Here is a 24309-nt window from a genome sequence, read left to right on the forward strand (position 1 = left end):
GTTCAGTTTCCAGGAGAATTGCCATGGGCGGTTTTAGCCCGATTCACTTGCTCGTTCTCGCGGTCGTCGCGATCCTCCTTCTCGGCGGTGGCCGATTCTCGAACCTGATGGGCGACGTCGCCAAGGGCGTTAAGAACTTCAAGAAGGGCATGTCCGAGAACGACGACGAGACGCCAGCCAAGCCATCGGCCCGGATCGAAGCGCAGAAGACTGCCGATCCTGCGTTCGATCGCGACGGCAATCGCGTCCGCGACGACCGTCCTGCCTGAAGCCGGCAGAGTTGACGACACTAGATAGGCGCGGCTGAATGTTCGATATCGCGCCCTCCGAGTTTCTGCTCGTGGCCTTCGTCGCGCTCGTCGTGATCGGTCCGAAGGATTTGCCCAAGGCGATGCGCGTGGTCGGCTATTGGGTCGGCAAGGCGCGAGGCGTCGCGCGGCAGTTCCGCTCGGGCTTCGATTCGATGGTCCGCGAGGCCGAACTCGAAGAAATGGAAAAGCGCTGGGCGTCCGAAAACGAACGCATCATGCGCGAGCATCCGCAGACGGGCACGGACTCGACGGCCGATACCACGCAGGTGGTGCACTCGCCGGAGACGGAGGAGCATCGCCGTGACTATCGGTCCGTCGATCATACCGACGAGCCGGTGATGGTCGAGAAGCCGGTAGTGGCTGCTGCCTCAGAGCCTGCTTCGCCGGTACCGGCCGAGCAGGAGCATAAGCCATTGGCGGATCGCGGTCCGGACCTGTTCGACGGGCCGCTGGATACGCCGGCCGCGACCGCGCCCCATCACGACGACAAGACCGGCAAGTCCGACGTGGCGTCATCGTGAACGCAGCGGCCGTGACTATCCTCCATAACGCCGAAAGCCAGACATGAGCGAGATCGACGAAAGCCGGGCGCCGTTGCTCGACCATCTGATCGAGCTCCGGCGGCGGCTGCTCTACTGCATCGCCGCGCTGGTCGTGACGTTCGCGGTGGCGATGTATTTTGCCGAGAACATCTTCGGCTTCCTGGTTCACCCGCTGCTCGCTGCGGGTCAGAACAAGGTCATCTATACCGAGATTTTCGAAGCGTTTTTCGTCCAGATCAAGGTGGCGTTCTTCGCCGCGATGATGCTGTCATTCCCCGTGATCGCGAACCAGGTGTGGCAGTTCGTCGCGCCCGGCCTGTACAAGAAGGAACGCGGCGCGCTGCTGCCGTTCATCCTCGCCACGCCAGTTCTGTTCCTGACGGGGGCCGCGATGGCCTATTACGTCGCGATCCCGATGGCGCTGCACTTCCTGCTCGGCTTCGACGGCATGGTCGGCGGGATCCATCGCGAAGCGCTGCCGGCGATCGGCAACTACCTCTCGTTCACGATGCAGTTCCTGTTCGGCTTCGGCATCTCGTTCCTGTTGCCGGTCCTGCTGATGCTGTTGGAGCGGGCAGGGATCGTCACGCGCAAGCAACTGATCGGCGCGCGGCGCTACGCGATCGTCGCGGCATTCGCGATTGCGGCGGTGTTGACGCCGCCGGATATCGGTTCGCAGCTGCTGCTCGCGATCCCGCTGGTGATCCTGTACGAACTGGCGCTGATTGGGATCTGGTTTACCGAGCGTAGCCGGGCGAAGGCCAAGGCGGTCGAAGGCGACGGCACCGACATCGTCGAAAGCTGACCACGCGGCATAGCTGAAACAAAAACGGGGCCCGGTGTATACGCACCGGGCCCCGTTTCATTATCATAAGCGCAAAGGCTTACTTGGCGTTGTCCGCAGTCTTCGCGACGGTCTTGCCCGCCGAAGCCACGTCCTTGCCTGCGCCCTCGACCGTGTTGCATGCCGACACCATCAAAGCGCTGGCTACAATCGCCAGTCCAACCAACTTACGCATGATACTTCCTCCTAGAAGGGCTTGAATGCCACGGGAGGGGGAATGTTCGGGGGCGCCATTCGTTCCGCCGCTGGAACCAACTCACGGCAGGAAAAGCCTGTTTTCGGAATAAAGGCCCGGCAGCATCACCAGGGGGGGGAGGGTGTGCTACCGGGCCTGTGTTCTGGATAGCGAGAGCGGGGGGGCATAAAGTCGCTATCCGAAGTGTAGAACGGCAACGGCGATGGTCGGTTCCCGCTTTTCTTCGAATCTATTCAATTTAATGCGTCGTTTGATATGGATCAGCCGACGTTGCAGAAAAGGCTTAGTCGCGCCCCGTAATGGCGAAGGCGATCTCGTACGCGCCGACCAGTGGATCGTGGTGCAGAGGCGACCGCAACTGGCGCGACAGGCCTTCCATGACGCGACCATAGCGCGACAGGGCCTCTCGGAACGCATCGCTCTCGACCAGCGCACGCGAAACGACGCGGACGACCGCCCGGTCGGGCTTGTCGGCAAGCTTGTCGGCCGGCTTCACCACGATCCTGATCTGCGCCGCAGGATCGCAGCTCATCGCCAGTTCGATCGTCTCCGTCACCAGGAACGCCAGCGCGACCGCGACGTCCTGATTGACCAGATACGGATCGATATCGAGCGTGATGCCCAGGCCGTGCGAGCGATCCGACGCGGTCGCGCGGATGTTGGCGGAAAGCTCCCCGATCATCGTCCGCAGGTTCAGGCCCCGGTTTTCCTCGAGCTCGGCAAAGTGGTTGCGGTGAACCACCGCCAGCGCATCGACGCGGCGCTGGATCGACGAATAGGCAGCGGTGGCGTCGGGGCTTGGCGCACTACGGGCGTGAAAGTTGATCAGGCTGGAGATGACCTGAAGGTTGTTCTTCACGCGGTGGTGCACCTCGCGAGTCAGTTTGGTTTGGCGCACCAGCCCTTCGGCAAGGCCGGCCTCGTGCAGCGCAACCGTCCGGCTGATCGACTGGAAGGTTTCCCCCAGTTCGCGGATTTCCTGGGCGGGCAACGTGTGGACGGTGCCGAAGTTGAGTTCCTCGCCAGGCGTGAAGGCGGCGACCGCACCGCGCAGGCGGCGGAGCGGGCGGATCAGAAGCCGGTCGACCACGAACCACGCGATGCTCGCCGCGGCGATCCACATCAGCAGCGGCAACAGCATCGCCACGATCAGCGACGACGTCACCGGCGCGCTACGGATGCTCGTCCGCAAGGCAAGCCCGGCGACGCCGAGTTCGGTCCGCATCGTCTCCATGCGATCGAGCGGGCGCTCGTCGGCGATCGTCTCGAGGTGCAGTGCGTTCTCGTCGAGTACGATCGCGCTGCTGAACGCGGACGCACGTGTCGAGGGGCGGCCGATCTTTTCCAGGAAGGCGCGCGGGAAGAAAGCGCGGGCGGATGTGTCGCCGCTGGGGCCGGAAATCGCGAGGATCAATCCATTGTCGGGGACGATCGCTGCCGCGACGGGCATGTTGTCTTGCCGCACGGTCACCGGGTTGGGCAGCGGAACGCCGCACAAGACATGGCCGGCGCGGTCGGTGATGATGAAGCGGGTCCCGGCAGAGGATTGTTGCGCAAATACGCCCTGAGCGCGCGCGCAACTCGGGGCATCGGCAGGATCTGTTCCGAGCGCGTTCACCGCCACCCGAAGCGCTGTCATGTCACCAACCAGTTCGATCGCGATGGCCCGCGCACTTTCGTCCGCCGTCACGCGCAACCGAGCACGCGCCTCCGCGTCGGCAAGTCGCGTCGTTTGCAACGTGGCAAACACAGCGATCAAGGCCAACGGCAATAGAGCCGCACTGATGATCAGGAAAAGTTTGGCGCCAGTGGGTAAACTGCCCATCGCGAACAACAGGCGACGTCTATTTAGCGGCGCTGGCTCCGGGGAGATCGTATCTACAGCGGTCGCTATGGGCTCGCGGCCCACCGTCAGTCCAGCTTGCCGAGGAGTTCGAGAAGGTCGTCCGGGATCGTCTCGTCCACGGTCTTCTGATACACCGAACGCAGCGCCGAACCCATTTGTTGGTCCTTATCAGGAACCTTGGCGGGTTTCGTTGCAGGCACTGTCTTCTCCGTGTCGTGGCCCAAACTCAAAACTTCCCCCTGCACGACGCAAACCAATATGTGATGACGAGCAAAACTGCGCCCATGGGCACCGGACTACATACTCGCGAAAGATGTTCGTGAAACCAAATAGCGTCTGGATGGTTCCACACCCGAGCGAAAAATACGCATCTCCGCTCGATCGCGGCCGATACCTGGCGGCGATGGCGTGGACACGGGGCATTTTCGACCGACACCATTGCAATGACGCGAGCCACCCGACACATGAGGGGCCGCGTAGGATCAGGGAGTATTCGTTACCCATGTCTCTTGGACAGCAACTTGCACCGCACCTTCCATTTTTGCGGCGCTATGGCCGGGCCCTGACCGGCAGCCAGATGCACGGCGACAAATATGTGCGCGCCACGCTCGAGGCGATCGTCGCCGCACCCGAAGAATTTCCCCGCGACGTCGATCCCCGTCTCGGCCTGTACCGGATGTTCCAGGTGATCTGGAACTCGGCGAACTTCGACGAGGTCGCTGACGAAACTGCGACAGACTCTGAAGGCCACGAAGCCGTCGCACGCGCTCGCCTCGCCCGGATGACCCCGCTGTCGCGTCAGGCGCTGTTGCTGACCGCGATGGAAGGTTTCACGCCTGAGGACGCCGCGTATCTGATCGAGGTCGATACCAGCGAAGTCGACGATCTGGTCGCGGATGCCTTGTCCGAGATCGAGAACCAGACTCGTGCCAAGGTTCTCATCATCGAGGACGAGCCGATCATCGCGATGGATATCGAGACGATCGTCCGCGATCTCGGCCACGACGTCACCGGCGTTGCTGTCACGCGTGACGAAGCCGTCGCCCTGGCGATGGAAACACGCCCTGGCCTCGTTCTTGCCGACATCCAGCTCGCCGACGACAGCTCGGGCATCGACGCGGTCAAGGACATTCTGGCCGAATTCGAGGTCCCGGTGATCTTCATCACCGCGTTCCCCGAGCGCCTGCTGACCGGCGAGCGCCCCGAGCCGACGTTCCTGATCACCAAGCCGTTCCAGCGGTCGACCGTGAAGGCCGCGATCAGCCAGGCGCTGTTCTTCGACCAGGCGACCGTTCCGACCGCCTGAAGCGGCAGCGCGTACCGGGTTCGTGACCGCAAGACGGTTACGGACCCAAAACGTTTTTCGCGAGTTTGGTGATTATGGCTGATCCGAACGAACCAATTCATATCGATACCGAGGATGCACGGGCTGGCGCCACGCCGCACATGACCCGGTACATCCTGGCGATCTCCCTCGTCTTGGTCATTGTTATCTTTGGCTTTATAATCCTGCGCTGAGCCGGATTATGAGCAGGTCGCTGGTATTTCCCGCGACCTGTGCCTATGTCTGTCGTCCGCGTACGGCAGTGTTTTATCGGGATTGATCGGATTACCATGACCCAGCCTGCTTCGCCCGTGGATGACGAAATCGAGAACGTTGTCGAGCCGGTCGAGCATGTTTCCTTGTCGGATGCCGAGTTCAAGGTTCAGCTTGCCCAGGTGATCCCGCATCTGCGCGCGTTCGGTCGTTCGTTGTCGGGCAGCCGCGATCTTGCCGACGATCTCGTGCAGGAAACGCTGCTCAAGGCATGGGCCGCGCGTCTTCGGTTCCAGGCTGGGACGAACATGCGCGCGTGGACGTTCATCATTCTTCGCAATCTGTATCTGTCACAGATGCGCCGGGCGCGCTTCAAGGGCGAGTGGGATGATCTGGTCGCCGACCGCATCCTGGCCGCTCCTGCTAGCCAGGACCGTCACGTCGAGCTAGGTGACATGCAGCGCGCGTTGATGCATCTGCCTCAGCCGCAGCGCGAGGCGTTGATCCTGGTGGGCGCGGGTGGCTTCGCGTATGAAGAAGCCGCTGAAATTTGCAGCGTAGCCGTCGGGACTATCAAAAGCCGCGTTGCGCGTGGTCGTGTTGCCCTCGAAACGATCCTCACCGATGGTTCGCTACCGTCGCGACGCGATCATGAGACGGATACGAGCAAGACTGCACTCGATTCGATCATGGGCGATGTCGAAGAACTCAGCCGCGGTCGCTAAACCCGTTTAACGAATGCCGCATCGCTCAGTTCAGGCGATGCGGCATCGCGTCCAGGCGGCGCAACATCATCATCATATCGTCGGGCATCGAGTGCATGTCGTCGAACGCGCCCCGTAGCGCGTGACCGATAACGTCGGTTGCGCGGGGGCGGCGCACAACCTGCTGGCCGTTCTCTTCGCGCCTGATCGTGAGGAATGCGTAAGTCATGTTCGCTACAACGGGCCAATAGCGTTTTCGTTGCTTTGTCGTGACACGCGTCGGCAGCGGATTATAGCGATGTCGCATGGCCTTAGTCTTACCTGAACTGGCGATAAACGCCGCGCTCGACCGTGCAAGACTTTGGTCGCCATTCCTGGCGATGGTCCTCAACCGTGAGCCGGACTTGGCGCGATCGCTGGCGGCGGGAAAGCTGGACCTCTCCGTGTCGAGCGCCGAAGCCGACATGCCGGTCTCGCGTCGCCTGCGGATCGAACGGCGCGCGATGGCGCTCAACGTCGCGATCGGCGACCTCGCCGGCGTTCTCGATCTCACCGCGGTGACCGGCGCGCTGACCCGCTTCGCCGACTATGCGCTCGACACCGCGATCCGCACCGCGATCGAGGAGCGGACTCCCGGCGCCGAACCGCGCGGCTTCGTCGCGATCGCGCTCGGCAAGCAGGGCAGCAGCGAACTTAACTACTCGTCCGACATCGATCCGATCCTGTTGTTCGACCCGGTGGCGCTGCCACGGCGCCCGCGCGAGGAGCCGGAAGAGGCGGCGGTCCGGATCGGCAAGCGCGTCGTCGAATTGCTCCAGGCGCGTGACGGCGACGGCTATGTCCTGCGCGTCGACCTCCGCCTGCGGCCATCACCCGAGATCACGCCGATCGCGCTGCCGGTCGATGCGGCGATCGGCTATTATGAGGCGCAGGCGCTGCCATGGGAGCGTGCCGCGTTTATTCGCGCGCGCGCAGCGGCGGGGGACATCGCGCTAGGCCAGCGATTTCTAGATGCGATCCGCCCGTTCGTATGGCGTCGCGCGCTAGATTTCGGCGCGATCGGCGAAATCCGCGGCATCTCCGCGCGGATCCGCGATCATCATTCGCAAGGCCAGGTATTCGGCCCCGGCTATGACCTGAAGCGCGGTCGTGGCGGCATCCGCGAGGCCGAGTTCTTCGCGCAGATCCATCAGCTGATCCACGGTGGTCGCGATCCCGCCCTGCGCGCGCCCGCAACCCGCGATGCCCTAGCCCGTCTGGCCGAAGCAGGCTGGATCGGCACAGACGAATCGACTGCACTGATCGAGGGCTACATGCTGCTCCGAACGATCGAGCACCGCGTCCAGATGATCGACGATCGCCAGACGCACGCCTTGCCGACCGGAGACGCGCTAGACCGCGTGGCGAAACTGCACGGGCTGGATGATTCGGGCGCGCTGTTGGCGTTGCTCGAGCCGCGCGTGACGGCGACCGGCCGGATCTACGACGCGCTCGACGATACTGTCCGCCCGGCCTTCTCGCATGACGCCGTGACGCTGGAAGCCGACCTTGCCACGGCAGGCTTCGGTGAGCCCGAGCAGGCGCGGCGGCGGATCGAGGCGTGGCGGGGTGGCGCCTATCCCGCACTCCGCAGTCCAGCCGCACGCGAGGCGCTGGAGGCGGTACTGCCGACGCTGGTTCCCGCGCTGGCGGCTGCCCCTGTCCCGCAGGCGGCGTTACTCCGCCTCGACGCGCTGCTCGAACGCCTACCGAGCGCGATCAACATCTTCCGGTTGCTGGAGGCGCGACCGGGTCTGGCGACGTTGCTTGCTGCCATTCTCAGCCATGCGCCCACGCTCGCGGACGATCTCGGGCGCCGCCCCGATCTGCTCGACGGGCTGATCGACGCGACCGCGTTCGAACCGGTCGGCGACGTCGCGGCGCTCGAAGCGATCATGCGCGCGGGCGAGGCGGGCGGCGACTATCAGTCCCGGCTCGACCATGTCCGGCGCGTGGTCGGCGAACTGCGGTTCGCGCTAGGGGCACAGATTGTCGCCGGTGCGTCCGATCCGCTCGACGTCGCGGCAGGCTATGCGCGGGTGGCGGAGGCGGCGATCGGCGTCCTCGCGTGCGCGACGATCGACGAATTCGCCAAGGTCCATGGCCGCGTGCCGGACAGCGAACTCGTCGTGCTGGCGCTAGGTCGAATGGGTGGCGCGATGCTGACCCACGCGTCCGATCTCGATCTCATCTATCTGTTTACGGGCGATTTTGCGGCAGAGTCCGACGGCCCCAAACCGCTTGGCGCGACGCTCTACTACAATCGTCTCGCCCAGAGGCTGACCGGCGCTCTGTCGGTCGCGACCGCGGCAGGCCCGCTGTATCAGATCGATACCCGGTTGCGGCCATCGGGCGGGCAGGGGCCACTGGTCGTCACGCTCGACAGCTTCGCCCGCTACCAGCGCGAGGATGCCTGGACCTGGGAGCACATGGCGCTCACCCGCGCTCGCCCAGTGTTCGGATCGGCCGAAGCTCGGGATACGGTGGCGGCGATCGTCTGCGGCGTGCTCGAAGGCGATCGACCGGCGCGCGACGTGATCGCCGACGCGCGGACGATGCGCAACGACATGGCCGCGCACAAGCCGCCCAAGGGGGCACTCGACGCCAAGCTGCTTCCCGGTGGCCTCGTCGATCTCGAATTCGCGACTCATGTCGTCCAACTCGTGAACAGGGCCGGCTTCGATCCCAATCTCGGTACCGCGATCGACGCGTTGATCCGATTGGACCTTGTCCCGCCGTCGCTCCGCCCAGCTCACGACGTCCTCACCCGCCTGCTCGTGACGTTGCGGCTCGTCGCACCCGATGCCGCGCCGCCGGGGCATGCCACGGAGGATCTCATCGCGCGCGCGATCGGGGTGGCGGACTGGGCAGCGGTGGTTGCCACGCTGGAAACGACGCGGCAGGAGGTGCGCCGGTTTTGGGCGCAGGTGACGGGAGAGCAGGATGGATGAAGGTTCGAAGATCCCCGACGTATCGGTGACGATCGATGACGCCGTGGTTTCGCTCGCGAGCCTCGGCGCGCCGCTGGTGGTGTATTTCTACCCGAAGGACGACACGGCCGGTTGTACCACCGAAGCGAAGGACTTCTCCGCACTCTCTGACGCGTTCTCAGCGGCAGGCGTAACCGTCGTCGGCGTCTCCAAGGACAGTCCCGCATCGCACGCAAAATTCACCGCAAAACATGAACTTGCGGTACGGCTTGCCAGCGATGTCGAAGGTGTTGCCTGCGAGGCTTTTGGCGTGTGGGTCGAGAAGGCGATGTACGGCCGCAAGTACATGGGCATCGAGCGCGCGACGTTCCTATTCGGCGCCGACGGCACGCTGGCCAAGGCTTGGCACAAGGTCCGCGTGGCGGGGCACGCCGAGACGGTTCTGGCCGCCGCCAAGGCGCTCTGAACAGCCCGCAGTAACGTTCGGAGATTCGTCGACATTTCACGTCCGATGTCGTCGTCCGCATCCTGTTCCGTAATAATCGTCCCAATTTGCATCAACTCGCCGCATCAACCTGCCGCTCCGCCGCGCCGACCGCGCGGAGCTATTGCCCGGAACGGCGGTATCCGGCCTAACCCACAGTGTCTGGTGCGCGGAGGGGCTGCGAGTCAGGACAGAGTTTCGGAGCCGTCCGCCTTGAAGCGAACGGCCCTGCATTTTTGTGTCGGGGACCAATGGTCGAATTTACCGCAGCAGCCATCGTGACGCGCCTCAAGGCCGTGTCGATGGTGTCCAAGTCGTTCACGTTTCGCCGTTTGGCGGTCGCCGCAACCATGATGGGGATGGCCACGGTCGGTACGACCGCCCAGGCGCAGGTCGTCGCATCGAAGGTAGCACACCACGTCGCGGCAACCGGTGGTCCGATGATCGCCGCGAACACCGAGGAAGCCACCGCCGATCTCCGCGCCGACGCGCAGTTCCGCACGCTGTTCCAGACCTGGAAGAAGCTCGACGCGACGCAGCAGGGCGTGATCGCGATCCCGTCGGTCCAGCCGGTCCATTCACTCTCGTTCACCAGCAATTTCGGCATCCGCTCCGATCCGTTCCGCGGCACCGCGGCGATGCATGCCGGCGTCGACATCCCCGGCCCGGTCGGCACGCCGATCTACGCCACCGCCGACGGCATCATCGCACACGCCGGTCGCCAGGGCGGCTACGGCAACATGGTCGAGATCAGCCACGGCAAGGGCATCGCGACGCGCTACGGCCATCTATCGAAGATCCTCGTCGGCGACAACGCCCGCGTCGTTCGCGGCCAGCTGATCGCGCTGATGGGCTCGACGGGCCGCTCGACTGGCTCGCATCTCCATTACGAAGTCCGCATCGACGGCCACGCGGTCAACCCGGTGCCGTTCCTGACGACCGCGGATTACCTCCTCGCCGCACAGGACCGCTCGGTAAATGCGATCCCGGTTTCGACAGGCGGCCCCGCCGCGCAGGACTGAACCGCCTTCTAGCTCCCCTCCCTGAAAGGGAGGGGCTGGGGGTGGGTAGGCCAGCTTAAGCCACCACCGTCCACAATGCGGAAGCCGACCCACCCCCGGTCCCTCCCTTTCAGGGAGGGGAGAAGTAGGCTCTGGTTCAGCCCCCCAAACCCCAAGGTTGCCGCGGATAGCGCAACCTCCTATCTCCAGCGCATGGCAACGCTGGTCCAAGACATCATCCTCACCCCCTCCGCCGCGGCGCGCGTCGCGGCGATCGCCGTCAAGCAGGGGAAGCCGGCGATCCTGCGCCTCTCGGTCGATGGCGGCGGGTGTTCCGGGTTCCAGTACAAGTTCGGGTTCGCCGATTCGGTCGAGTCCGACGACGTGATCGCCGAGCATGACGGCGTGAAGCTCGTCGTCGACAGCGTCAGCATCGATCTCGTCCGTGGCTGCGCGGTCGATTACGTCGAGTCGCTCGCCGGTGCCGCATTCAAGGTCGAGAACCCCAACGCCGCATCGGGTTGCGGCTGCGGCTCCAGCTTCTCGGTCTGAGACTGCCATGAAAATCGTCACGTACAACGTCAACGGCATCAAGGCGCGGTTGCCGCGGCTGATCGAGTATCTCACCGAAGACCAGCCCGACATCGTCTGTCTCCAGGAACTGAAGTCGAGCGACGATACCTTCCCGATCGCCGACATCGAAGCCGCCGGCTACGGTGCGGTCTGGCATGGCCAGAAGGCCTGGAACGGCGTCGCGATCCTCGCGAAGAGCGGCACGCCCGTCGTCCGCCAGCGCGGTCTCGAAGGCGAACCAGAGGACGAGCACAGCCGCTACATCGAGGCGGAGATCGACGGCCTGATCGTTGCCGCGCTTTACTTGCCTAACGGCAACCCGCAGCCCGGCCCGAAATTCGACTATAAACTCCGCTGGATGGACCGCCTCGCCGCTCGCGCGCGCGTCCTGCTCGCGGAGGAAAAGCCGGCCATCCTCGCCGGCGACTACAACGTCATAGCGAACGATGACGACACCTTCTCCGTCCGCGCGATGCAGGACGACGCGCTGATGCAACCCGAAAGCCGCGAGCATTACTGTGCGCTCGTCGTACAGGGCTGGACCGACGCGCTCCGCACGCAATTTCCCAAGGGCGGCGTCTGGACGTTCTGGGATTACCAGGCCGGTGCATGGCAGCGCGACGCCGGGTTCCGTATCGACCATTTGCTGCTCAGTCCGCAGGCCGCCGACCGGATGATCGATGCTGGCGTCGACAAGACCTATCGCGGGCGCGAAAAGGCCAGCGACCATGCGCCGACCTGGGTGCGCCTGCGATGAGGCGGTTGCTTCTCGGTATCGCGCTGGCGAGCCTGTCCGGCGCTGCGATGGGGCAGGACCGCGAATATTGCCCCGATCGTCCTGGCATCGATACGCCCGCCTGCACGATCGCCCCCGGCAAGATCTCGGTCGAGACGTCGATCGCGGACTGGACGCGCGACGACCAGCCCGGCTCGCGCGAGGACAACATCCTGTTCGGCGATACGCTCGTCCGCGTCGGCGTCAGCGACTCGATCGAGGCGCGGGTTGGCTGGACGCCGTTCGGGCACGACCGGATGCGCGATACGACCGGCGTCGATACGGTGAACGGTGTCGGTGACGTGTCGCTCGGGATAAAGGCGAACCTTCACAATCCCGACGGCGCCGGCCTGTCGGTATCGGTGCTGCCGTTCGTGACGCTCCCGGTCGGCCGCTCGTCGATCGGCGCCGGTGATTGGGGTGCAGGGTTCCTCGTTCCCGTGACCTACGAGATCTCCGACACGGTCTCGCTCGATCTCACACCAGAGATAGATGCGGCGGTCGATCAGGACGGCAATGGCCGGCATCTCGCGTACAGTTCGACGGCTGGCCTGGCGATCAAGCTCGACAAGGCATTTACGCTGACCGGCGAGATGCAGGCGCTGCGCGACGACGATCCGCAGCAGCATGAGACGCAGGCGGTCGCGGCGCTGTCGCTGGCATGGATGGCGAACGACAATCTCCAGTTCGACATATTCGGTGCGGCGGGGTTGAACGCCAATACGCCGGATGCGCGGCTATATGCTGGCATATCCCGGCGCTTCTAGATGCTGGCCTGCCTGCTCCTGCTCCAAGCGGTAGCCGGGCCGCCGCTTCCCCCCGAATTGCGCAAAAGGCCTGTTAGGCCGACGATGCCGTGTCCGGTCCAGACCGATTCCGATGGCGAGATCGTCGTCTGTGCGCGCCCGACCGATCAAAGGCTGGCGACGCTTGCCGAGCCGGTCCAGCCGCCGCGAGGTGACCCGCTGTCGTTCCGGCTGCCGGGTGGCGGCAAGGGGAACGTCCACGCGATCCGAACGCAGCTACCCGGCGCAAGCGGGCAGGGGGCTGCAGTCACCCTCAAGCTTCCGTTCGGCAATGGGAAACGGGAGTAGGGGGCAGCAACAACCGTCGGGTCCAGCCTCCTTGTTCTCCCGCGAAGGCGGGAGCCCAGTCTGGATCCCCGCCTTCGCGGGGAAACACCCTGTTTTTCGGTGAAAGAATGTCGCCGCCCTGCCCTAAAGCGCCCGCTCGTACACCTGGTACACCTTGTTCACCCGGCTCTCGATCGTCTCGGCGATCGACCGCATCCCTTGGTTGTCGTCGAGAATCCAGCCGATTTCAGCCCGCTGCGCCCCGTAATTCTCGACCGAGGCACGACGGATATATTCGATCATCATGAAGGCCAGCTGGCTCGCCATCCGCGACGCCTGCAGTTCCTTCACCACCCCCATCAGCGGCACGCGCACCGTCCGAACCTTGGGTTTGCGCAGCCACCACAACAGCTTCGCCCAGCCGAACGGCAACAGGCTCCCGTTCAGCGGCTTGATCGCCTCGTTGAGGTCGGGGAGCGTGATCATGAACGCGACCGGCCTGCCGTCCAGCTCGGCGATCCGGATCAGGTCGTTGAAGACGATCGGCTTCAGCTTCACGCCGACGTCCTTGATCTCAGGCGGGGTCAGCGGCACGAATCCCCAATTGTCGCGCCACGCGTCGTTGAGGATCGACAGGATGATCGCTGCCTCCTCCTCGAACTTCGTCTTGTCGACGTTGCGGACGCTGATCCGCGGGTTCTTCTCGCCGGACTTGATGATCCGCTGGACGATCGGCGGGAACTGCTTCGTGACGTCGACCTCGTAGGTCATCAGCTGCTTGATCGGGCGGTACTGCGCCCATTCGATCCAGCCACGATACTCACGCTTGGCGTGGCCCATCATGATCGTCGGCGGATGATCGTAACCGTCGATCAGCAGGCCCGGCTCCTCCCAGATCGACATGCTGATCGGCCCCAGCGCGCGCGTCATGCCCTGCTCGCGCAGCCACGCCTCGGCGCGCTCCAGCAGCGCCTGGAACACGTCCTGCCGTTCCGCTTCCATCAGGCCCCATTGGCCGACACCAGGCCCGAACCCCTGCTCGGGCGGCATCGTCAGCGCCAGCGTATCGATATGCGCCGAGATTCGCCCCACGACGCGGCCGTCCTCCTCGGCCAGGAACAACTGCGCCTTGGCATGGCTGAACCATCCATTCTTCTCGGGCGTGATCAGTCCCAGCGCTTCCGACTTCAAAGGCGGCACCCAATTGGGATCGTCGGCATAGAGACGAAACGGCAGATCGATGAAGATCTTGCGGTCCTTCTTGGTCTCGACCGGTCGAATGATGAGCTTGGCCATGTCGTGTTCCCAAATACGCAGTTGCGCGTGTCTACCCAGCGAAGCGAATAAAGGCGAGTGACACGTGCGTCATCGCAAGACCCTGTCAGAGTGATCGGGTTTCCTGCGCCACGGCGGCATCCGTGCGGCCTGTAAATGCCACGGTACCGCCACTATCTTCGGGCAATGGATATGCCCATGGACACATCGCTCAGCCTCGCTCGCGGCACGGCCGCTCCAGCTTCCATTCCCGCGGGTGCGCCCCGCGTCGGCGGGATGGAGCGCGTTGCCGACGACAAGGCGATGCTGCGTGCAGCCGCAGACCTGACGCGAGATCTGGTGAAGCCGCGCCCGGCGATCTACTGGGGCGACCTGATCGCATCGATGGTGCTCGGCTACGGTGCACTGGTAGTGGCGGCCACCTCGACGTCGACGCCGGTGGCGATCGTTGCCGGTATCGTGGCGATGCTGGGGCTCTACCGCGGGTTGAGCTTCATCCACGAAGTCAGCCACATGAAGCATGCGTCCGTCCCGAACTTCTGGCTCGGCTGGAACGTGCTGGTCGGCATTCCGCTGTTGACCCCGTCCTTCATGTACGAGGGCGTCCACAACCTCCATCACGCCAAGACCCGCTACGGCACGGTCGAGGATCCCGAATACCTGCCGCTCGCGCTCATGAAGCCGTGGACGCTGCCCCTGTTCATCGTCGTATCGGCGCTCGCACCGATCGCGCTGCTGATCCGGTTCGCAATCCTGTCGCCGATCTCGCTGCTGTCGCCCAAGCTGCGGACGATGATCGTCGAGCGCTATTCGGCGCTTGCGATCAACCCGCAGTTCCGCCGTCGCGCGCCCGAAGGCGAGGCGAAGGTATATTGGGATCGGCTCGAGATTGCCGCGAGCCTGTGGGCGATCACGCTGATCGCGATTACGGTGACCGGCGTACTGCCGCTGCGTGCGTTCGTGACGATCTTCGCGGTTGCCTCGGCCTTCGCGGTCCTCAACCAGGTCCGTACGCTGGTCGCACATCTCTGGGAAAATGACGGCGAGCCGATGACCGTCACGGCGCAGTATCTCGATACCGTCAACGTGCCGCCGCCGGCGTTGCTGCCGGCGCTCTGGGCGCCGGTGGGCTTACGCTACCACGCGCTGCATCACCTGTTGCCGGGTCTACCCTACCACGCACTCGGCGAGGCTCACCGGCGGATTACCGCCGAACTCGACGCGCTCTCGCCGTATCACAAGGCGAGCTATCCCGGTCTGCCCGGTCTGGTGAGCAAGATCGCACGCAGCACGATGGTCCGCCGCTGATCAGAATGCCGGGCCGGTCCCGAGTGACTGGCCCAACAGTCCAGATTATTTCGCAGCGTCGAACTGCTTGAGCGCCATAACCGCGTTACGTCCGACATCAGTCGTCGGCGCCAATTTCGCCGCCGTTCCCCATGCCTCCCGCGCAGCCGCTTCGTCGCCAGCCGACGCCGCGATGTTCCCCGCTTCCAGCTGAACCGACGCATCGTCGGCCGAGCGCTTCAACGCCTGTGCGATATCTGCTTTGGCGCGCGGAATGTTGCTCATCCGACGGGCTAGCGTCGCCGATAACAGCCACGCAAGCGGGTCGGCGCCGGCGGTGGTTAGCGCCAGATCGAGATCGCTCCGCGCCGCATCAAGCTCTCCCGCCGCGACCAGCGCGCGCGCATGATCCAGTTGCGCTTCACCGAGCGGCAGTCCGGTCAGCGACCCCGCGGTAAGCGCGGAATCGAGCGCGACACGCGCCTTGGCGGGCTGCCCCGAGGCGAGCCATGCATTGCCCGCCTGTGCCCAATAATTGGCTGCTCGCGTGTCCTTCGCGATCTGAGCCTCCCGCGCCGCTTCCTCGAATTCGGCTGCGGCGGACGGCCAATTCTTTTCGGCGGCGAAGGCGAGCCCGGCGCATTGCCGCGCGAAATACCGTCCCCCGCTGATTCGCCAGCGACCCGCTTCGGCGCGTGCGGCGGCGGGGTCGCTTTGCGTCAGGGCGGCGCAGCGAGCGAACCGACTGCTCTGCGCATCGACGGGTCCGGCAGCAGGGACGGTGGCTGGACTGGGGGCGGCGGCCTGCGCAGCGGCAAGCAACACTATCAGGATCATAAGGCGGCGATCACATCCTCGACCGCCCGGATGATGAGGGAGATGTCGCTGTCACGCGACAGGCGGTGATCACCGTCCTTGACCAGCCACGTCTGCACGTCGGCTGAACGCAACAGCTCGGCGAGGCGTGCGGTGCGGTGCCACGGCACGTCCGGATCGCGCTGCCCCTGGACCAGCCGGACCGGGCCGTCGAACGCGATCTCGCCGAACATCAGCCGGTTGGCCTCGCCCGACGACCAGAAGGGGCGCGTATAGACGGTCGGCTCTGGACCATAGGGGTTCTTGCGCTCGATCCGCCCGTTGCTGAGCAGCGCCATCTTCTCGTCGGTGCTGAAGCCCCAGTCGGTGAAGTCGGGCGCCGGCGCGATGCCGACCAGCCCCTTCACCAGATCGGGCCGCATCTTCGCCGCCAGCAGCATCAGCCAGCCGCCCATCGACGATCCGACGAGGATCGCCGAATCCTCCACCAGCGCATCGATCATCGCCAGCACGTCGTCGCGCCAGTCGACCAGGGTCTGGTCCTCGAACGCGCCTTCGCTCTGCCCGCAGCCACCATAGTCGAACCGCAGGAACGCGCGCCCCTCGGACTTCGCCCACGCCTCCAGCGTCACCGCCTTGGTCCCCATCATGTCGGACGCATAGCCCGACAGGAACACGATCGTCGGTCCCGTCACGCCCTCAGCCGCAGGCGTGTGATGATAGGCAAGGCGAGGGCGCTCCTTGGCGGGCGGCGTCGGTGCAGGCGGCGTGGCGGTATCGGTCATGCCGACACCTTAGCCGCCCCTCAGTCGCGGAGAAAGGCGTCGAGTGCAGCCTGGAACGCGGCAGGTTGATCGAGCATCACGAAATGGGCCGCATCGCCGATATCGACGAAGGTCACGTGCGGTGCCGTCGCGTAGGCCTTCCGATAGAGCGCATCGGCGACTGGCTTGGTCGGCCCCGCCGCGTTCCAAGGATAGACCAGCGTAATTTGCGCTGCGATCGACGCCATGTCGGGACGCAAGTCGGTGGTCAAATCTTCGTACATCGCCTGCGCCGAGACCCGCGCATCCGCCTTCGCTGCCCAATCGGCCACGGTCGTGCGTGAGTCCGGCTTCAGTGCCATGCGCGCGGCAAGCGCCTCGTTCGCCGCCGGGTTCGCCGGCTTCCCGTACGCCGCGGCCATCCCGGCGCGCATCGCGCTGGCCTGCGGTTCGAGCGCCGCCACCGTCGCGCCGGGTGCGAAGATCTCGCCGATATACGGCAGCGAATCGACGATCATCAACTTGCCGACGTCCTCCGGATGCGCCTTCGCCAGCATCAGCGCGACCAGCCCGCCCATCGAATGCCCGACGATCGCCGGCTTGCCGAGTTTCGACTGGGCGATCAGCGTGTGCAGATCGGCGACGATCCCATCGAGGATGCCGGGCGACAGGTTCGCACGCGGATCGTCGCCGCCGAAGCCGTTGACCTGCACCACGTACACCCGGTGCGACTTGGCGAGGGCAGGGACAACGCCCGCCCATACCGCGCGGGGAGACGACAACCCTGGAACGAGGATAACCGGCGTGCCCTTGCCAACAGTCTGCACCGAGATGTGCGGCATCTGCGCCTCGGCCGCATCGACCTTCGGCATAGCGGCCGTCGCAGCCTGCGCGTAGCTCGCGGCGGGACTCAAGACGATCATCAGCGTCACGGCGGTCGCTGCAAGGCGAGCTTTGAAGTGCGAAATCATGTCACGGCTCCTTCGACAGGCTGGTGAAGATATCCTCGATCGCGAGGTCGAACAGTTCGGCGATCTTGAACGCGAGCGGGAGCGACGGATCATACCGCCCCGTCTCGATCGCATTGACGCTCTGCCGCGAGACTTCGAGGCGATCGGCAAGGTCAGCCTGGCTCCAGTCCCGCTCGGCGCGCAGCACCTTGAGGCGGTTCTTCATGAGCGACCGGTCCGCACCGCGAAGATATTGACACAACCGCCCAGCATTAGTCCGGCAAACCACAGGATACCGGCCGCATAGGCGGGGATGTGCACAGCCAAGCCGAAGCTTTCTAGAAATCCCCAGATCGTCGTCGCCGAAAGCATGAAGCCAGTCGCGATCAGCGTCTGTCGAATCGTGAGCATTCGGATATATTCGTCCGGCTCGTCAGTGAGATAGCGACCCCAGGCCAGAAAAATTCCGACCAGTGGCAGCGCCGGCAGGATGGCGGCGGCATACGCGAGGGCCCCGTGGGGCGGACGGGTCCTGAACAGCGCAACGATGCCAAACAGCGCGCCCATGTAAGCGAGGCTGAGGCCCAACACGGTGTAATTGTAACGGCGGAGAGCGGGACTCTTATGCATGGTCAAGTGTCCTTTCGAATCAGTAAAGGAAACTTGTCATGACTTGAATGAAGAGTCAACGTCGCTTTACACCGGCTTGCCTAATCGTCGGTAGGGGAGCGCCGAGATGGCGCAGGGGCACACGGCCTCAACCCGGCCGCGAACGCGTCCTAGGCGTGACTTTATCCTAACCTTCGGAAGCCGGCGGGCTTCCTAAAGATCGTCAGATGATGAATTCGACCGTCTTCATCTGCGTCTGATCGGCCGCAACCGCGCCGCGCTTCAGCACCATCTGGCGGTGCAGTTCGGCGACCGTATCGCTGCCGCTCGTCTTGCACAAAACGGGCACGAACGCATGGACCAGCGCACCGAGGCCGCCCTTGATCATCGTCATGCCGAAGCGCCCGGCGACGCCGAAATGCTCGACATAGCTCTCCCCGACGGTGGCGGGGTGGTCGAGGAACAGGCGGCGGAACATGGGCAGTCTCCTACTTGCTCCGTATCAGGTAGCGGCCAAGGCGTCGACCATTCCCGCCGCCAGCACGCTCAGCGTGTCGTCGCGGGCGCCCATCACCACGATCCGGTCGCCCGGCCGTGCCTCCGCGACCAGCGCCGCGGCGGCCTCGGCGCGGTCGGCGATGTGCCGCGCGTCCCGGCCACCCTCGACGATCTGCCCGACGATGTCCGCGCTGGTGACCTCCCGCGCGACCGTCCCGCCGTAATAGGCGGGGTCGGGCAGGACGAGCACGTCGTCCTCCGCCATCCGCTCGACGAACGTAGCGACGAGCTCGCGCCCCATGACCTTCAACGGCCCATAGCCATGCGGCTGGAAGAACAGCAGCAATCGACCGGGAAACGCGTGGAGTGTGTCGAGCGTGGCGGCGATCTTGTCCGGGTTGTGCCCGAAGTCATCGATCACCGCGACCCCGCCTGCCTCCCCGACGAAGTCGAAGCGACGACGCAGCCCCGTGAACCCGGCAATCGCCTTCACCGCATCGGCCAACGATACGTCCGCCGCCATCGCCGCCCCGATCGCAGCCAGCGCATTCGACACGTTATGCCGCCCAGGTACGGCGAGCTTCACCGGCGTCCGCACGCCGCGCGAGACGATGTCGAAGCGGATCGCGAACGGCTCCGGCTTAAGATTCTCGGCACGCAGATCGGCAGACGCATCGATCGCAAACGTCGTCACCTGACCCCGCGGCAGCCGCGCCGCGAGCGCCACCGCATCTGGATCGTTCGCGTTCACCACCGCCGTCTCGGCCTTCGCGACGAAGTCCCCGAACAGCACGCGCAGTTCCTCCAGCGACTTGTGGTCGAGGCTGACGTTGTTGAGCACCGCGATCTTCGGCGCATAGCCCGCGATCGATCCGTCGCTCTCGTCGACCTCGCTGACGAACGCCTCGCCCTCGCCGACCAGCGCGCTCGCGAACGGGGCGTCGGGGGTAGCGAAGTTCTTCATCACCGCGCCATTCATCACCGTCGGATCGCGCCCGACGGCATGCAGAATCCACCCGATCATCCCGGTGACGGTCGACTTACCGCTCGTCCCCGCGACACCGATCGGCAACCGGCTGTCATTGAACAGCGACGCCAGCATTGCCGCACGGGTCGAGCGGGTACAGCCGAGCGCATCCGCCGCGATCATGTCCGGCACGCTCGCCTCAATCGCCGCGGAGGCGATCACGATCTGGTCGGCCGAGACGATCCCGCTGCCGTCCTGCGGGAACAGCGAGACGCCCTTCGCGGCGAGGTCGTCGAACTTCGCAGGCACCCGGCCCTGGTCGAGGTTGCGGTCCGAGCCCGCGACGGTCGCGCCGCGGCCGGCGAGGATCATCGCGAGCGGCATCATGCCGCTGCCGCCGATGCCGACGAAGAAACAGGGTTTGCTGATATCCATCGGCCCGCGATATGGGCGGTTTGGTAACGGGGCAAGGTCGGGAACACGAACAATGCGCATCGGTGTCCTCGCCGCGTCGAGCCGGACCAATCCTGCGGCAATTGCCAGGATCACCGCCTACGCCGCCACTGCGTTCCCGGAAGTCGAACTCGTCTTCCACCCGCAATGCCTGGAGACCGATGGCCATTTCGCGGGCTCGGACTTTCGGCGGGCGGCGGCGTTCCTCGAATACGCCAACGATCCGGCGTTCGATGCGATCTGGTTCCTGCGCGGCGGCTATGGCTCGAACCGCATCCTGGCGATGGTCATGCCCGAACTCGGCCGCGCCGCTCGCCACAAGACCTATCTCGGCTATTCGGACGTAGGCTTCCTGCTCGGCGCACTCTACGCCCGGCGGATCGGGCGGCCGGTACACGGTCCGATGGTCAGCGACATCAACCGCCACGACGGCGAGGCGACCGTCGCGCGCTCGCTCGGCTGGATGGTGCGCGGTGATCGGGCGGGGCTGGAGCCGGGGCTGAATGGGCAACCGTCGGCCGCCTTCAACCTGAGTATCCTCACGTCGCTGATCGGCACGCCGTGGCTGCCCGACCTGACCGATCACGTGCTGATCGTCGAGGAGGTGTCCGAACCGATGTACGCGATCGATCGCATGCTGTTCATAGTCGCCAACGCCACGCAGTTGAAGGGCATCGCCGGCCTGCGCCTCGGCGCCGTGACCGCGGTCCAGGAGAACGATCCACCCTGGGGCGAGACGCTCGATTACATGATGGTGCGGTGGAGCCGCGACATGGGCGTGCCGTATCTCGGTCGCGCGGAAGTCGGCCACACGCAGGCAAACCATGTCGTCCCGTTCGGGGTGGCGTGACGTTCGACCCCGGCTTGCCTATATAGGGTGTGCGACTGCATAAGCCGCGGCTCTTCCAACACCAGAAAGTCCTCCATGTCCGTCATGTTCCGAATCACGCTGCCCGACGGTTCCGTCCGCGAGGTTGCGCCCGGGACTACCCCCGCGGATGTCGCCGCCGCGATCGGGCCGGGCCTCGCCAAGGCCGCGCTCGCCGCACGCATCGACGGGCAGGTGCGCGATCTCAACCGACCGTTTGAGGGCGACACCGCGCTCGCGCTGGTGACCGCGCGCGACGAGGCGGATGCGCTGGAGCTCGTCCGCCACGATCTTGCGCACGTCATGGCCGAAGCGGTGCAGCACCTCTTCCCCGGCACGCAGATCACTTTTGGCCCTGCGACCGACGATGGCTTCTATTACGACTTCGCGCCGAAGGACCGCCCCTTCACCGAGGAGGACCTGCCCGCGATCGAAGCCGAGATGCGCGCGATCATCGCCCGGAACGAGCCGTTCCTGCGCGAGGTTTGGTCGCGCCAGCAGCTGATCGACCGCTGGACGCAGCAGGGCGAGAGCTTCAAGGCCGAATGGGCCGCCGAACTGCCCGAGGGCGAGGAACTGACGATCTACCGCCAGGGCGAGTGGCTCGACATGTGCCGCGGGCCGCACATGGCCTCGACCGGGAAGCTCGACCCCGCCGCGTTCAAGCTCACGCGCGTCAGCGGTGCGTATTGGCGCGGCGACCAGAAGAACGCGATGCTGAGCCGAATCTACGGCACCGGTTGGCTCAACAAGAAGCAGCTCGACCAGCATCTCTTCCGCCTAGAGGAAGCCGCCAAGCGCGATCACCGCAAGATTGGCGCGGAGATGGACCTGTTCCACCTCCAGTCCGAGGCACAGGGGTCGGTGTTCTGGCATCCCAACGGCTTCGTGCTCTGGCGCCAGCTGGAGGCGTATATGCGCCGTCGCCTCGACGCCGCCGACTATGCTGAGGTCAAGACCCCGCAGCTGATGGACGCCAAGCAGTGGGAGCAGTCTGGCCACTGGGGCAAGTACCGCGAGAACATGTTCGTCGTGCCCGACGAGATCCCGAACGGCGAGGATGAGGGCGCAGTCCTGTCCGGCAACGGCGAGCTGATGGCGCTCAAGCCGATGAACTGCCCCGCGCACGTGCTGATCTTCAAGCAGGGGATCAAATCCTACCGAGACCTGCCGATCCGGATGGCCGAGTTCGGCTGCTGCCACCGCAACGAGCCGCACGGTGCGCTGCACGGCATCATGCGCGTCCGCCAGTTCACGCAGGACGACGCGCATATCTTCGTCCGCGAAGACCAGCTGGTCGAGGAAGTGCGCAAGTTCTGCGAGCTGCTCAACAGCGTCTACAAGGACCTGGGCTTCGAAGACTATGCGGTGAAGCTCGCGCTGCGCCCCGAGAAGCGGTTCGGCGAAGATTCGATGTGGGACAAGGCCGAGGCGGAACTGCGCGAGGCGGTGATTCAGTCGGGCCTGAGCGACACGATCAAGGCGAACTTCGAGGAACTGCCGGGTGAGGGCGCGTTCTATGCGCCGAAGCTCGAATTCCACCTGACCGACGCGATCGGCCGGACGTGGCAGGTCGGCACGATCCAGTCGGACCGCGTGCTGCCCGAGCGACTCGACGCGTCGTACGTTGGCGCGGACGGCGAGCGGCACCGCCCGGTCATGCTCCACCGCGCGATCCTCGGTACGTTCGAGCGCTTCATCGGCATCCTAATCGAGCATCATGCTGGCCGATTCCCACTCTGGCTGGCGCCGGTACAGGCGGTCGTGGCGACGATCGTGTCGGATGCTGACGACTATGCACTTGAGGTTGCGGCGAAGCTGAAGGCGGCGGGCATCCGCGTCGAAACGGACCTGCGCAACGAGAAGATCAACTACAAGGTGCGCGAGCACAGCCTGGCGAAAGTGCCGAATCTGCTGGTCGTCGGCAAGCGCGAGGCCGAGGAGGGCAAGGTCGCGCTGCGCACGCTCGGCAGCCAGGCCCAGACCATCCTGACGCTCGACGAGGCCATCGCGCGTCTTGCGGACGAGGCTCGCGCACCCGATATGTGATCTGACGGGGCCGGCTTTCCGAGCGCGGGTTTCTGCGCTATACGCCGGCCCAAATATTGTCAGAAACTTCAGGAGCAAACCCCATACGTCCTCCCACGATGCGCCGGCCGATGCAGACGCCCGCAATGAACGGCCCGCGATTCAACGAATTCATCCAGAGCCAGAAGGTCCGCGTGATCGATCACGAGGGCGAGAATCTGGGCGTGATGTACACGCGCGAAGCGATCGAGCAGGCAGCCGAGCATGGCCTCGACCTGGTCGAAGTGTCGCCTAACGCCGATCCGCCCGTCGCCAAGTTCCTCGATGTTGGCAAGTTCAAGTACGAGGCGCAGAAGAAGGCGAACCTCGCACGCAAGTCGCAGAAGACGCAGGAGATCAAGGAGATCAAGATGCGTCCGAACATTGACGACCATGACTACGACACGAAGATGAAGAAGGTGAACGACTTCATCGGCGAGGGCGACAAGGTCAAGATCACGCTGCGCTTCCGCGGTCGCGAACTCAGCCACGGCCAGCTCGGCATGAACCTGTTGAAGCGCGTCCAAGACGACGTCGCGGAGATCGCCAAGATTGAGGCGTATCCCCGCATGGAAGGCCGCCAGATGCTGATGGTGCTCGCACCGAAGTGATGGCGTAGCGGCTTAGGCCGCTACCACGAGATTTGAGGCTGGTCAGTCCTGATGGACTGGCCAGCCTTTTTTGTTTGTCGGTACTGGGTGTCTGGTTGCTCGCATCTAGCGCCCGACTTCCGGCTCCTGTGAGATTCCGGGGCCGTATGCATTGGTTCAAACGGGATGTGCGGGCTTCCCTCCTACCGGTGAGGCGGGTTGCCGGATGCGCAACCTGAGAAGCCTCGTTCGATAGGCCGGAATTGCTCAAATTCCCTTTCCAAGTAGCCGACGGATGGTTCGTATCCAC

General features: G+C 64.8%; 28 protein-coding genes and 1 pseudogene. 17 read left to right on the top strand and 12 right to left on the bottom strand.

Annotated elements, in window-relative coordinates; genetic code table 11:
* Positions 1-23 precede the first annotated feature (23 nt).
* The 3 genes from ASE69_RS16795 to tatC are packed head-to-tail and all read left to right on the top strand — an operon-like array spanning position 24 to position 1658.
* Positions 24-269, top strand: a complete 246-nt coding sequence (locus ASE69_RS16795) for a Sec-independent protein translocase subunit TatA (protein WP_056055794.1) — start codon at positions 24-26, stop codon at positions 267-269.
* Between the two features lie 38 nt (positions 270-307).
* Positions 308-832: a Sec-independent protein translocase protein TatB gene (gene tatB / locus ASE69_RS21570; RefSeq protein ID WP_082453188.1), complete on the top strand. Its 525-nt coding sequence runs from the start codon at positions 308-310 to the stop codon at positions 830-832.
* Between the two features lie 43 nt (positions 833-875).
* Entirely contained in the window at positions 876-1658 is a 783-nt protein-coding gene (gene tatC / locus ASE69_RS16805; RefSeq protein ID WP_056489130.1) for a twin-arginine translocase subunit TatC, read from the top strand.
* 79 nt (positions 1659-1737) lie between these two features.
* Here tatC and ASE69_RS16810 read toward each other — a convergent pair whose 3' ends face one another.
* The 3 genes from ASE69_RS16810 to ASE69_RS23240 all read right to left on the bottom strand — a co-directional run bounded on the left by ASE69_RS16810 (position 1738) and on the right by ASE69_RS23240 (position 3894).
* Complete coding sequence (locus ASE69_RS16810) at positions 1738-1872, bottom strand: entericidin A/B family lipoprotein (protein WP_056055798.1); 135 nt, start codon at positions 1870-1872, stop codon at positions 1738-1740.
* A 304-nt stretch (positions 1873-2176) separates the two neighbouring features.
* Complete coding sequence (locus tag ASE69_RS16815; RefSeq protein WP_321163589.1) at positions 2177-3643, bottom strand: sensor histidine kinase; 1467 nt, start codon at positions 3641-3643, stop codon at positions 2177-2179.
* 161 nt (positions 3644-3804) lie between these two features.
* Positions 3805-3894 carry a NepR family anti-sigma factor gene (locus ASE69_RS23240; RefSeq protein ID WP_162236688.1) on the bottom strand — a complete coding sequence of 30 codons (90 nt, stop codon included), beginning with the start codon at positions 3892-3894 and terminating at the stop codon, positions 3805-3807.
* Positions 3895-4241: 347 nt separating this feature from the next.
* On the opposite strand from ASE69_RS23240, the gene ASE69_RS16825 reads away from it, so the two are divergent.
* The 3 genes from ASE69_RS16825 to ASE69_RS16835 all read left to right on the top strand — a co-directional run bounded on the left by ASE69_RS16825 (position 4242) and on the right by ASE69_RS16835 (position 6001).
* The gene (locus ASE69_RS16825; RefSeq protein ID WP_056489134.1) at positions 4242-5045 is read left to right on the top strand and encodes a response regulator; all 804 of its coding nucleotides are present in this window, start codon (positions 4242-4244) and stop codon (positions 5043-5045) included.
* Between the two features lie 74 nt (positions 5046-5119).
* Positions 5120-5257, top strand: coding sequence for a hypothetical protein (locus tag ASE69_RS22220; RefSeq protein ID WP_162236661.1), 138 nt, complete (start codon positions 5120-5122; stop codon positions 5255-5257).
* Positions 5258-5353: 96 nt separating this feature from the next.
* Positions 5354-6001: a sigma-70 family RNA polymerase sigma factor gene (locus ASE69_RS16835; protein ID WP_056489136.1), complete on the top strand. Its 648-nt coding sequence runs from the start codon at positions 5354-5356 to the stop codon at positions 5999-6001.
* A 25-nt stretch (positions 6002-6026) separates the two neighbouring features.
* On the opposite strand, the gene ASE69_RS16840 is transcribed toward ASE69_RS16835, so the two are convergent.
* A complete protein-coding gene (locus ASE69_RS16840; protein WP_056489486.1) occupies positions 6027-6209 on the bottom strand; it encodes a hypothetical protein in 183 nt (60 codons plus the stop codon).
* Positions 6210-6285: 76 nt separating this feature from the next.
* Between ASE69_RS16840 and ASE69_RS16845 the strand changes: the two genes are divergently transcribed.
* The 7 genes and pseudogenes from ASE69_RS16845 to ASE69_RS16875 all read left to right on the top strand — a co-directional run bounded on the left by ASE69_RS16845 (position 6286) and on the right by ASE69_RS16875 (position 12876).
* A complete protein-coding gene (locus ASE69_RS16845) occupies positions 6286-8970 on the top strand; it encodes a bifunctional [glutamine synthetase] adenylyltransferase/[glutamine synthetase]-adenylyl-L-tyrosine phosphorylase (RefSeq protein WP_056489138.1) in 2685 nt (894 codons plus the stop codon).
* Positions 8963-9415 carry a peroxiredoxin gene (locus tag ASE69_RS16850; protein ID WP_056489140.1) on the top strand — a complete coding sequence of 151 codons (453 nt, stop codon included), beginning with the start codon at positions 8963-8965 and terminating at the stop codon, positions 9413-9415. Before ASE69_RS16845 ends, ASE69_RS16850 begins: the two co-directional genes overlap by 8 nt.
* 443 nt (positions 9416-9858) lie before the next feature.
* Positions 9859-10455 (top strand): annotated as a pseudogene (locus ASE69_RS16855) (M23 family metallopeptidase); the annotation flags it as partial.
* A 192-nt stretch (positions 10456-10647) separates the two neighbouring features.
* Positions 10648-10986 (top strand): iron-sulfur cluster insertion protein ErpA, encoded by a 339-nt coding sequence (gene erpA, locus ASE69_RS16860; protein ID WP_056057508.1) that lies wholly within the window; start codon positions 10648-10650, stop codon positions 10984-10986.
* Between the two features lie 7 nt (positions 10987-10993).
* Positions 10994-11764 carry an exodeoxyribonuclease III gene (gene xth / locus ASE69_RS16865; RefSeq protein WP_056489144.1) on the top strand — a complete coding sequence of 257 codons (771 nt, stop codon included), beginning with the start codon at positions 10994-10996 and terminating at the stop codon, positions 11762-11764.
* The gene (locus ASE69_RS16870; protein WP_056489145.1) at positions 11761-12549 is read left to right on the top strand and encodes a transporter; all 789 of its coding nucleotides are present in this window, start codon (positions 11761-11763) and stop codon (positions 12547-12549) included. The genes xth and ASE69_RS16870 overlap by 4 nt, the downstream gene beginning before the upstream one ends.
* Before the next feature lie 84 nt (positions 12550-12633).
* Entirely contained in the window at positions 12634-12876 is a 243-nt protein-coding gene (locus tag ASE69_RS16875; protein WP_056489147.1) for a hypothetical protein, read from the top strand.
* Between the two features lie 123 nt (positions 12877-12999).
* Here the strand turns inward: ASE69_RS16875 and ASE69_RS16880 are convergent, their stop codons facing one another.
* The gene (locus ASE69_RS16880) at positions 13000-14151 is read right to left on the bottom strand and encodes an N-acetyltransferase (protein ID WP_056489149.1); all 1152 of its coding nucleotides are present in this window, start codon (positions 14149-14151) and stop codon (positions 13000-13002) included.
* A gap of 177 nt (positions 14152-14328) precedes the next feature.
* Here ASE69_RS16880 and ASE69_RS16885 point away from each other — a divergent pair, with 177 nt between their 5' ends.
* Positions 14329-15438, top strand: coding sequence for a fatty acid desaturase family protein (locus tag ASE69_RS16885; protein ID WP_056489150.1), 1110 nt, complete (start codon positions 14329-14331; stop codon positions 15436-15438).
* Between the two features lie 45 nt (positions 15439-15483).
* Here the strand turns inward: ASE69_RS16885 and ASE69_RS16890 are convergent, their stop codons facing one another.
* The 7 genes from ASE69_RS16890 to ASE69_RS16920 all read right to left on the bottom strand — a co-directional run bounded on the left by ASE69_RS16890 (position 15484) and on the right by ASE69_RS16920 (position 20456).
* On the bottom strand, positions 15484-16254 hold the full coding sequence (locus ASE69_RS16890) for a hypothetical protein (RefSeq protein WP_156362379.1): 771 nt from the start codon (positions 16252-16254) through the stop codon (positions 15484-15486).
* Positions 16251-17018, bottom strand: a complete 768-nt coding sequence (locus ASE69_RS16895; protein WP_056489153.1) for an alpha/beta hydrolase family protein — start codon at positions 17016-17018, stop codon at positions 16251-16253. The genes ASE69_RS16890 and ASE69_RS16895 overlap by 4 nt, the downstream gene beginning before the upstream one ends.
* A 20-nt stretch (positions 17019-17038) precedes the next feature.
* Entirely contained in the window at positions 17039-17968 is a 930-nt protein-coding gene (locus tag ASE69_RS16900; RefSeq protein ID WP_056489155.1) for an alpha/beta fold hydrolase, read from the bottom strand.
* 1 nt (position 17969) lies between these two features.
* Complete coding sequence (locus ASE69_RS16905; RefSeq protein WP_056489157.1) at positions 17970-18173, bottom strand: helix-turn-helix transcriptional regulator; 204 nt, start codon at positions 18171-18173, stop codon at positions 17970-17972.
* Positions 18170-18577 (bottom strand): hypothetical protein, encoded by a 408-nt coding sequence (locus tag ASE69_RS16910; protein ID WP_056057533.1) that lies wholly within the window; start codon positions 18575-18577, stop codon positions 18170-18172. Before ASE69_RS16910 ends, ASE69_RS16905 begins: the two co-directional genes overlap by 4 nt.
* Positions 18578-18779: 202 nt before the next feature.
* Positions 18780-19034, bottom strand: coding sequence for a DUF6356 family protein (locus tag ASE69_RS16915; RefSeq protein WP_056489160.1), 255 nt, complete (start codon positions 19032-19034; stop codon positions 18780-18782).
* Between the two features lie 24 nt (positions 19035-19058).
* Positions 19059-20456 (bottom strand): UDP-N-acetylmuramate--L-alanine ligase, encoded by a 1398-nt coding sequence (locus tag ASE69_RS16920; protein WP_056489162.1) that lies wholly within the window; start codon positions 20454-20456, stop codon positions 19059-19061.
* Between the two features lie 52 nt (positions 20457-20508).
* Here ASE69_RS16920 and ASE69_RS16925 point away from each other — a divergent pair, with 52 nt between their 5' ends.
* From ASE69_RS16925 to infC, 3 genes are all read left to right on the top strand, one after another.
* Entirely contained in the window at positions 20509-21324 is an 816-nt protein-coding gene (locus ASE69_RS16925) for an LD-carboxypeptidase (protein WP_056489164.1), read from the top strand.
* A gap of 75 nt (positions 21325-21399) precedes the next feature.
* On the top strand, positions 21400-23391 hold the full coding sequence (gene thrS, locus ASE69_RS16930; RefSeq protein ID WP_056489167.1) for a threonine--tRNA ligase: 1992 nt from the start codon (positions 21400-21402) through the stop codon (positions 23389-23391).
* 98 nt (positions 23392-23489) lie between these two features.
* On the top strand, positions 23490-24020 hold the full coding sequence (gene infC / locus ASE69_RS16935; protein ID WP_031396176.1) for a translation initiation factor IF-3: 531 nt from the start codon (positions 23490-23492) through the stop codon (positions 24018-24020).
* The last annotated feature ends 289 nt before the right edge of the window (positions 24021-24309 follow it).

The organism is Sphingomonas sp. Leaf208, assembly GCF_001421415.1.
Lineage (GTDB): Bacteria > Pseudomonadota > Alphaproteobacteria > Sphingomonadales > Sphingomonadaceae > Sphingomonas.

What these genes read in the sequence shown, in the direction of transcription:
- ASE69_RS16795 (WP_056055794.1), top strand. Translation starts at nt 24, where the DNA reads ATGGGCGGTTTTAGCCCGATTCACTTGCTCGTTCTCGCGGTCGTCGCG.
- tatB (WP_082453188.1), top strand. Translation starts at nt 308, where the DNA reads ATGTTCGATATCGCGCCCTCCGAGTTTCTGCTCGTGGCCTTCGTCGCG.
- tatC (WP_056489130.1), top strand. Translation starts at nt 876, where the DNA reads ATGAGCGAGATCGACGAAAGCCGGGCGCCGTTGCTCGACCATCTGATC.
- ASE69_RS16810 (WP_056055798.1), bottom strand. Translation starts at nt 1,872, where the DNA reads ATGCGTAAGTTGGTTGGACTGGCGATTGTAGCCAGCGCTTTGATGGTG.
- ASE69_RS23240 (WP_162236688.1), bottom strand. Translation starts at nt 3,894, where the DNA reads ATGGGTTCGGCGCTGCGTTCGGTGTATCAGAAGACCGTGGACGAGACG.
- ASE69_RS16825 (WP_056489134.1), top strand. Translation starts at nt 4,242, where the DNA reads ATGTCTCTTGGACAGCAACTTGCACCGCACCTTCCATTTTTGCGGCGC.
- ASE69_RS22220 (WP_162236661.1), top strand. Translation starts at nt 5,120, where the DNA reads ATGGCTGATCCGAACGAACCAATTCATATCGATACCGAGGATGCACGG.
- ASE69_RS16835 (WP_056489136.1), top strand. Translation starts at nt 5,354, where the DNA reads ATGACCCAGCCTGCTTCGCCCGTGGATGACGAAATCGAGAACGTTGTC.
- ASE69_RS16840 (WP_056489486.1), bottom strand. Translation starts at nt 6,209, where the DNA reads ATGACTTACGCATTCCTCACGATCAGGCGCGAAGAGAACGGCCAGCAG.
- ASE69_RS16845 (WP_056489138.1), top strand. Translation starts at nt 6,286, where the DNA reads ATGGCCTTAGTCTTACCTGAACTGGCGATAAACGCCGCGCTCGACCGT.
- ASE69_RS16850 (WP_056489140.1), top strand. Translation starts at nt 8,963, where the DNA reads ATGGATGAAGGTTCGAAGATCCCCGACGTATCGGTGACGATCGATGAC.
- erpA (WP_056057508.1), top strand. Translation starts at nt 10,648, where the DNA reads ATGGCAACGCTGGTCCAAGACATCATCCTCACCCCCTCCGCCGCGGCG.
- xth (WP_056489144.1), top strand. Translation starts at nt 10,994, where the DNA reads ATGAAAATCGTCACGTACAACGTCAACGGCATCAAGGCGCGGTTGCCG.
- ASE69_RS16870 (WP_056489145.1), top strand. Translation starts at nt 11,761, where the DNA reads ATGAGGCGGTTGCTTCTCGGTATCGCGCTGGCGAGCCTGTCCGGCGCT.
- ASE69_RS16875 (WP_056489147.1), top strand. Translation starts at nt 12,634, where the DNA reads ATGCCGTGTCCGGTCCAGACCGATTCCGATGGCGAGATCGTCGTCTGT.
- ASE69_RS16880 (WP_056489149.1), bottom strand. Translation starts at nt 14,151, where the DNA reads ATGGCCAAGCTCATCATTCGACCGGTCGAGACCAAGAAGGACCGCAAG.
- ASE69_RS16885 (WP_056489150.1), top strand. Translation starts at nt 14,329, where the DNA reads ATGGACACATCGCTCAGCCTCGCTCGCGGCACGGCCGCTCCAGCTTCC.
- ASE69_RS16890 (WP_156362379.1), bottom strand. Translation starts at nt 16,254, where the DNA reads ATGATCCTGATAGTGTTGCTTGCCGCTGCGCAGGCCGCCGCCCCCAGT.
- ASE69_RS16895 (WP_056489153.1), bottom strand. Translation starts at nt 17,018, where the DNA reads ATGACCGATACCGCCACGCCGCCTGCACCGACGCCGCCCGCCAAGGAG.
- ASE69_RS16900 (WP_056489155.1), bottom strand. Translation starts at nt 17,968, where the DNA reads ATGATTTCGCACTTCAAAGCTCGCCTTGCAGCGACCGCCGTGACGCTG.
- ASE69_RS16905 (WP_056489157.1), bottom strand. Translation starts at nt 18,173, where the DNA reads ATGAAGAACCGCCTCAAGGTGCTGCGCGCCGAGCGGGACTGGAGCCAG.
- ASE69_RS16910 (WP_056057533.1), bottom strand. Translation starts at nt 18,577, where the DNA reads ATGCATAAGAGTCCCGCTCTCCGCCGTTACAATTACACCGTGTTGGGC.
- ASE69_RS16915 (WP_056489160.1), bottom strand. Translation starts at nt 19,034, where the DNA reads ATGTTCCGCCGCCTGTTCCTCGACCACCCCGCCACCGTCGGGGAGAGC.
- ASE69_RS16920 (WP_056489162.1), bottom strand. Translation starts at nt 20,456, where the DNA reads ATGGATATCAGCAAACCCTGTTTCTTCGTCGGCATCGGCGGCAGCGGC.
- ASE69_RS16925 (WP_056489164.1), top strand. Translation starts at nt 20,509, where the DNA reads ATGCGCATCGGTGTCCTCGCCGCGTCGAGCCGGACCAATCCTGCGGCA.
- thrS (WP_056489167.1), top strand. Translation starts at nt 21,400, where the DNA reads ATGTCCGTCATGTTCCGAATCACGCTGCCCGACGGTTCCGTCCGCGAG.
- infC (WP_031396176.1), top strand. Translation starts at nt 23,490, where the DNA reads ATGCGCCGGCCGATGCAGACGCCCGCAATGAACGGCCCGCGATTCAAC.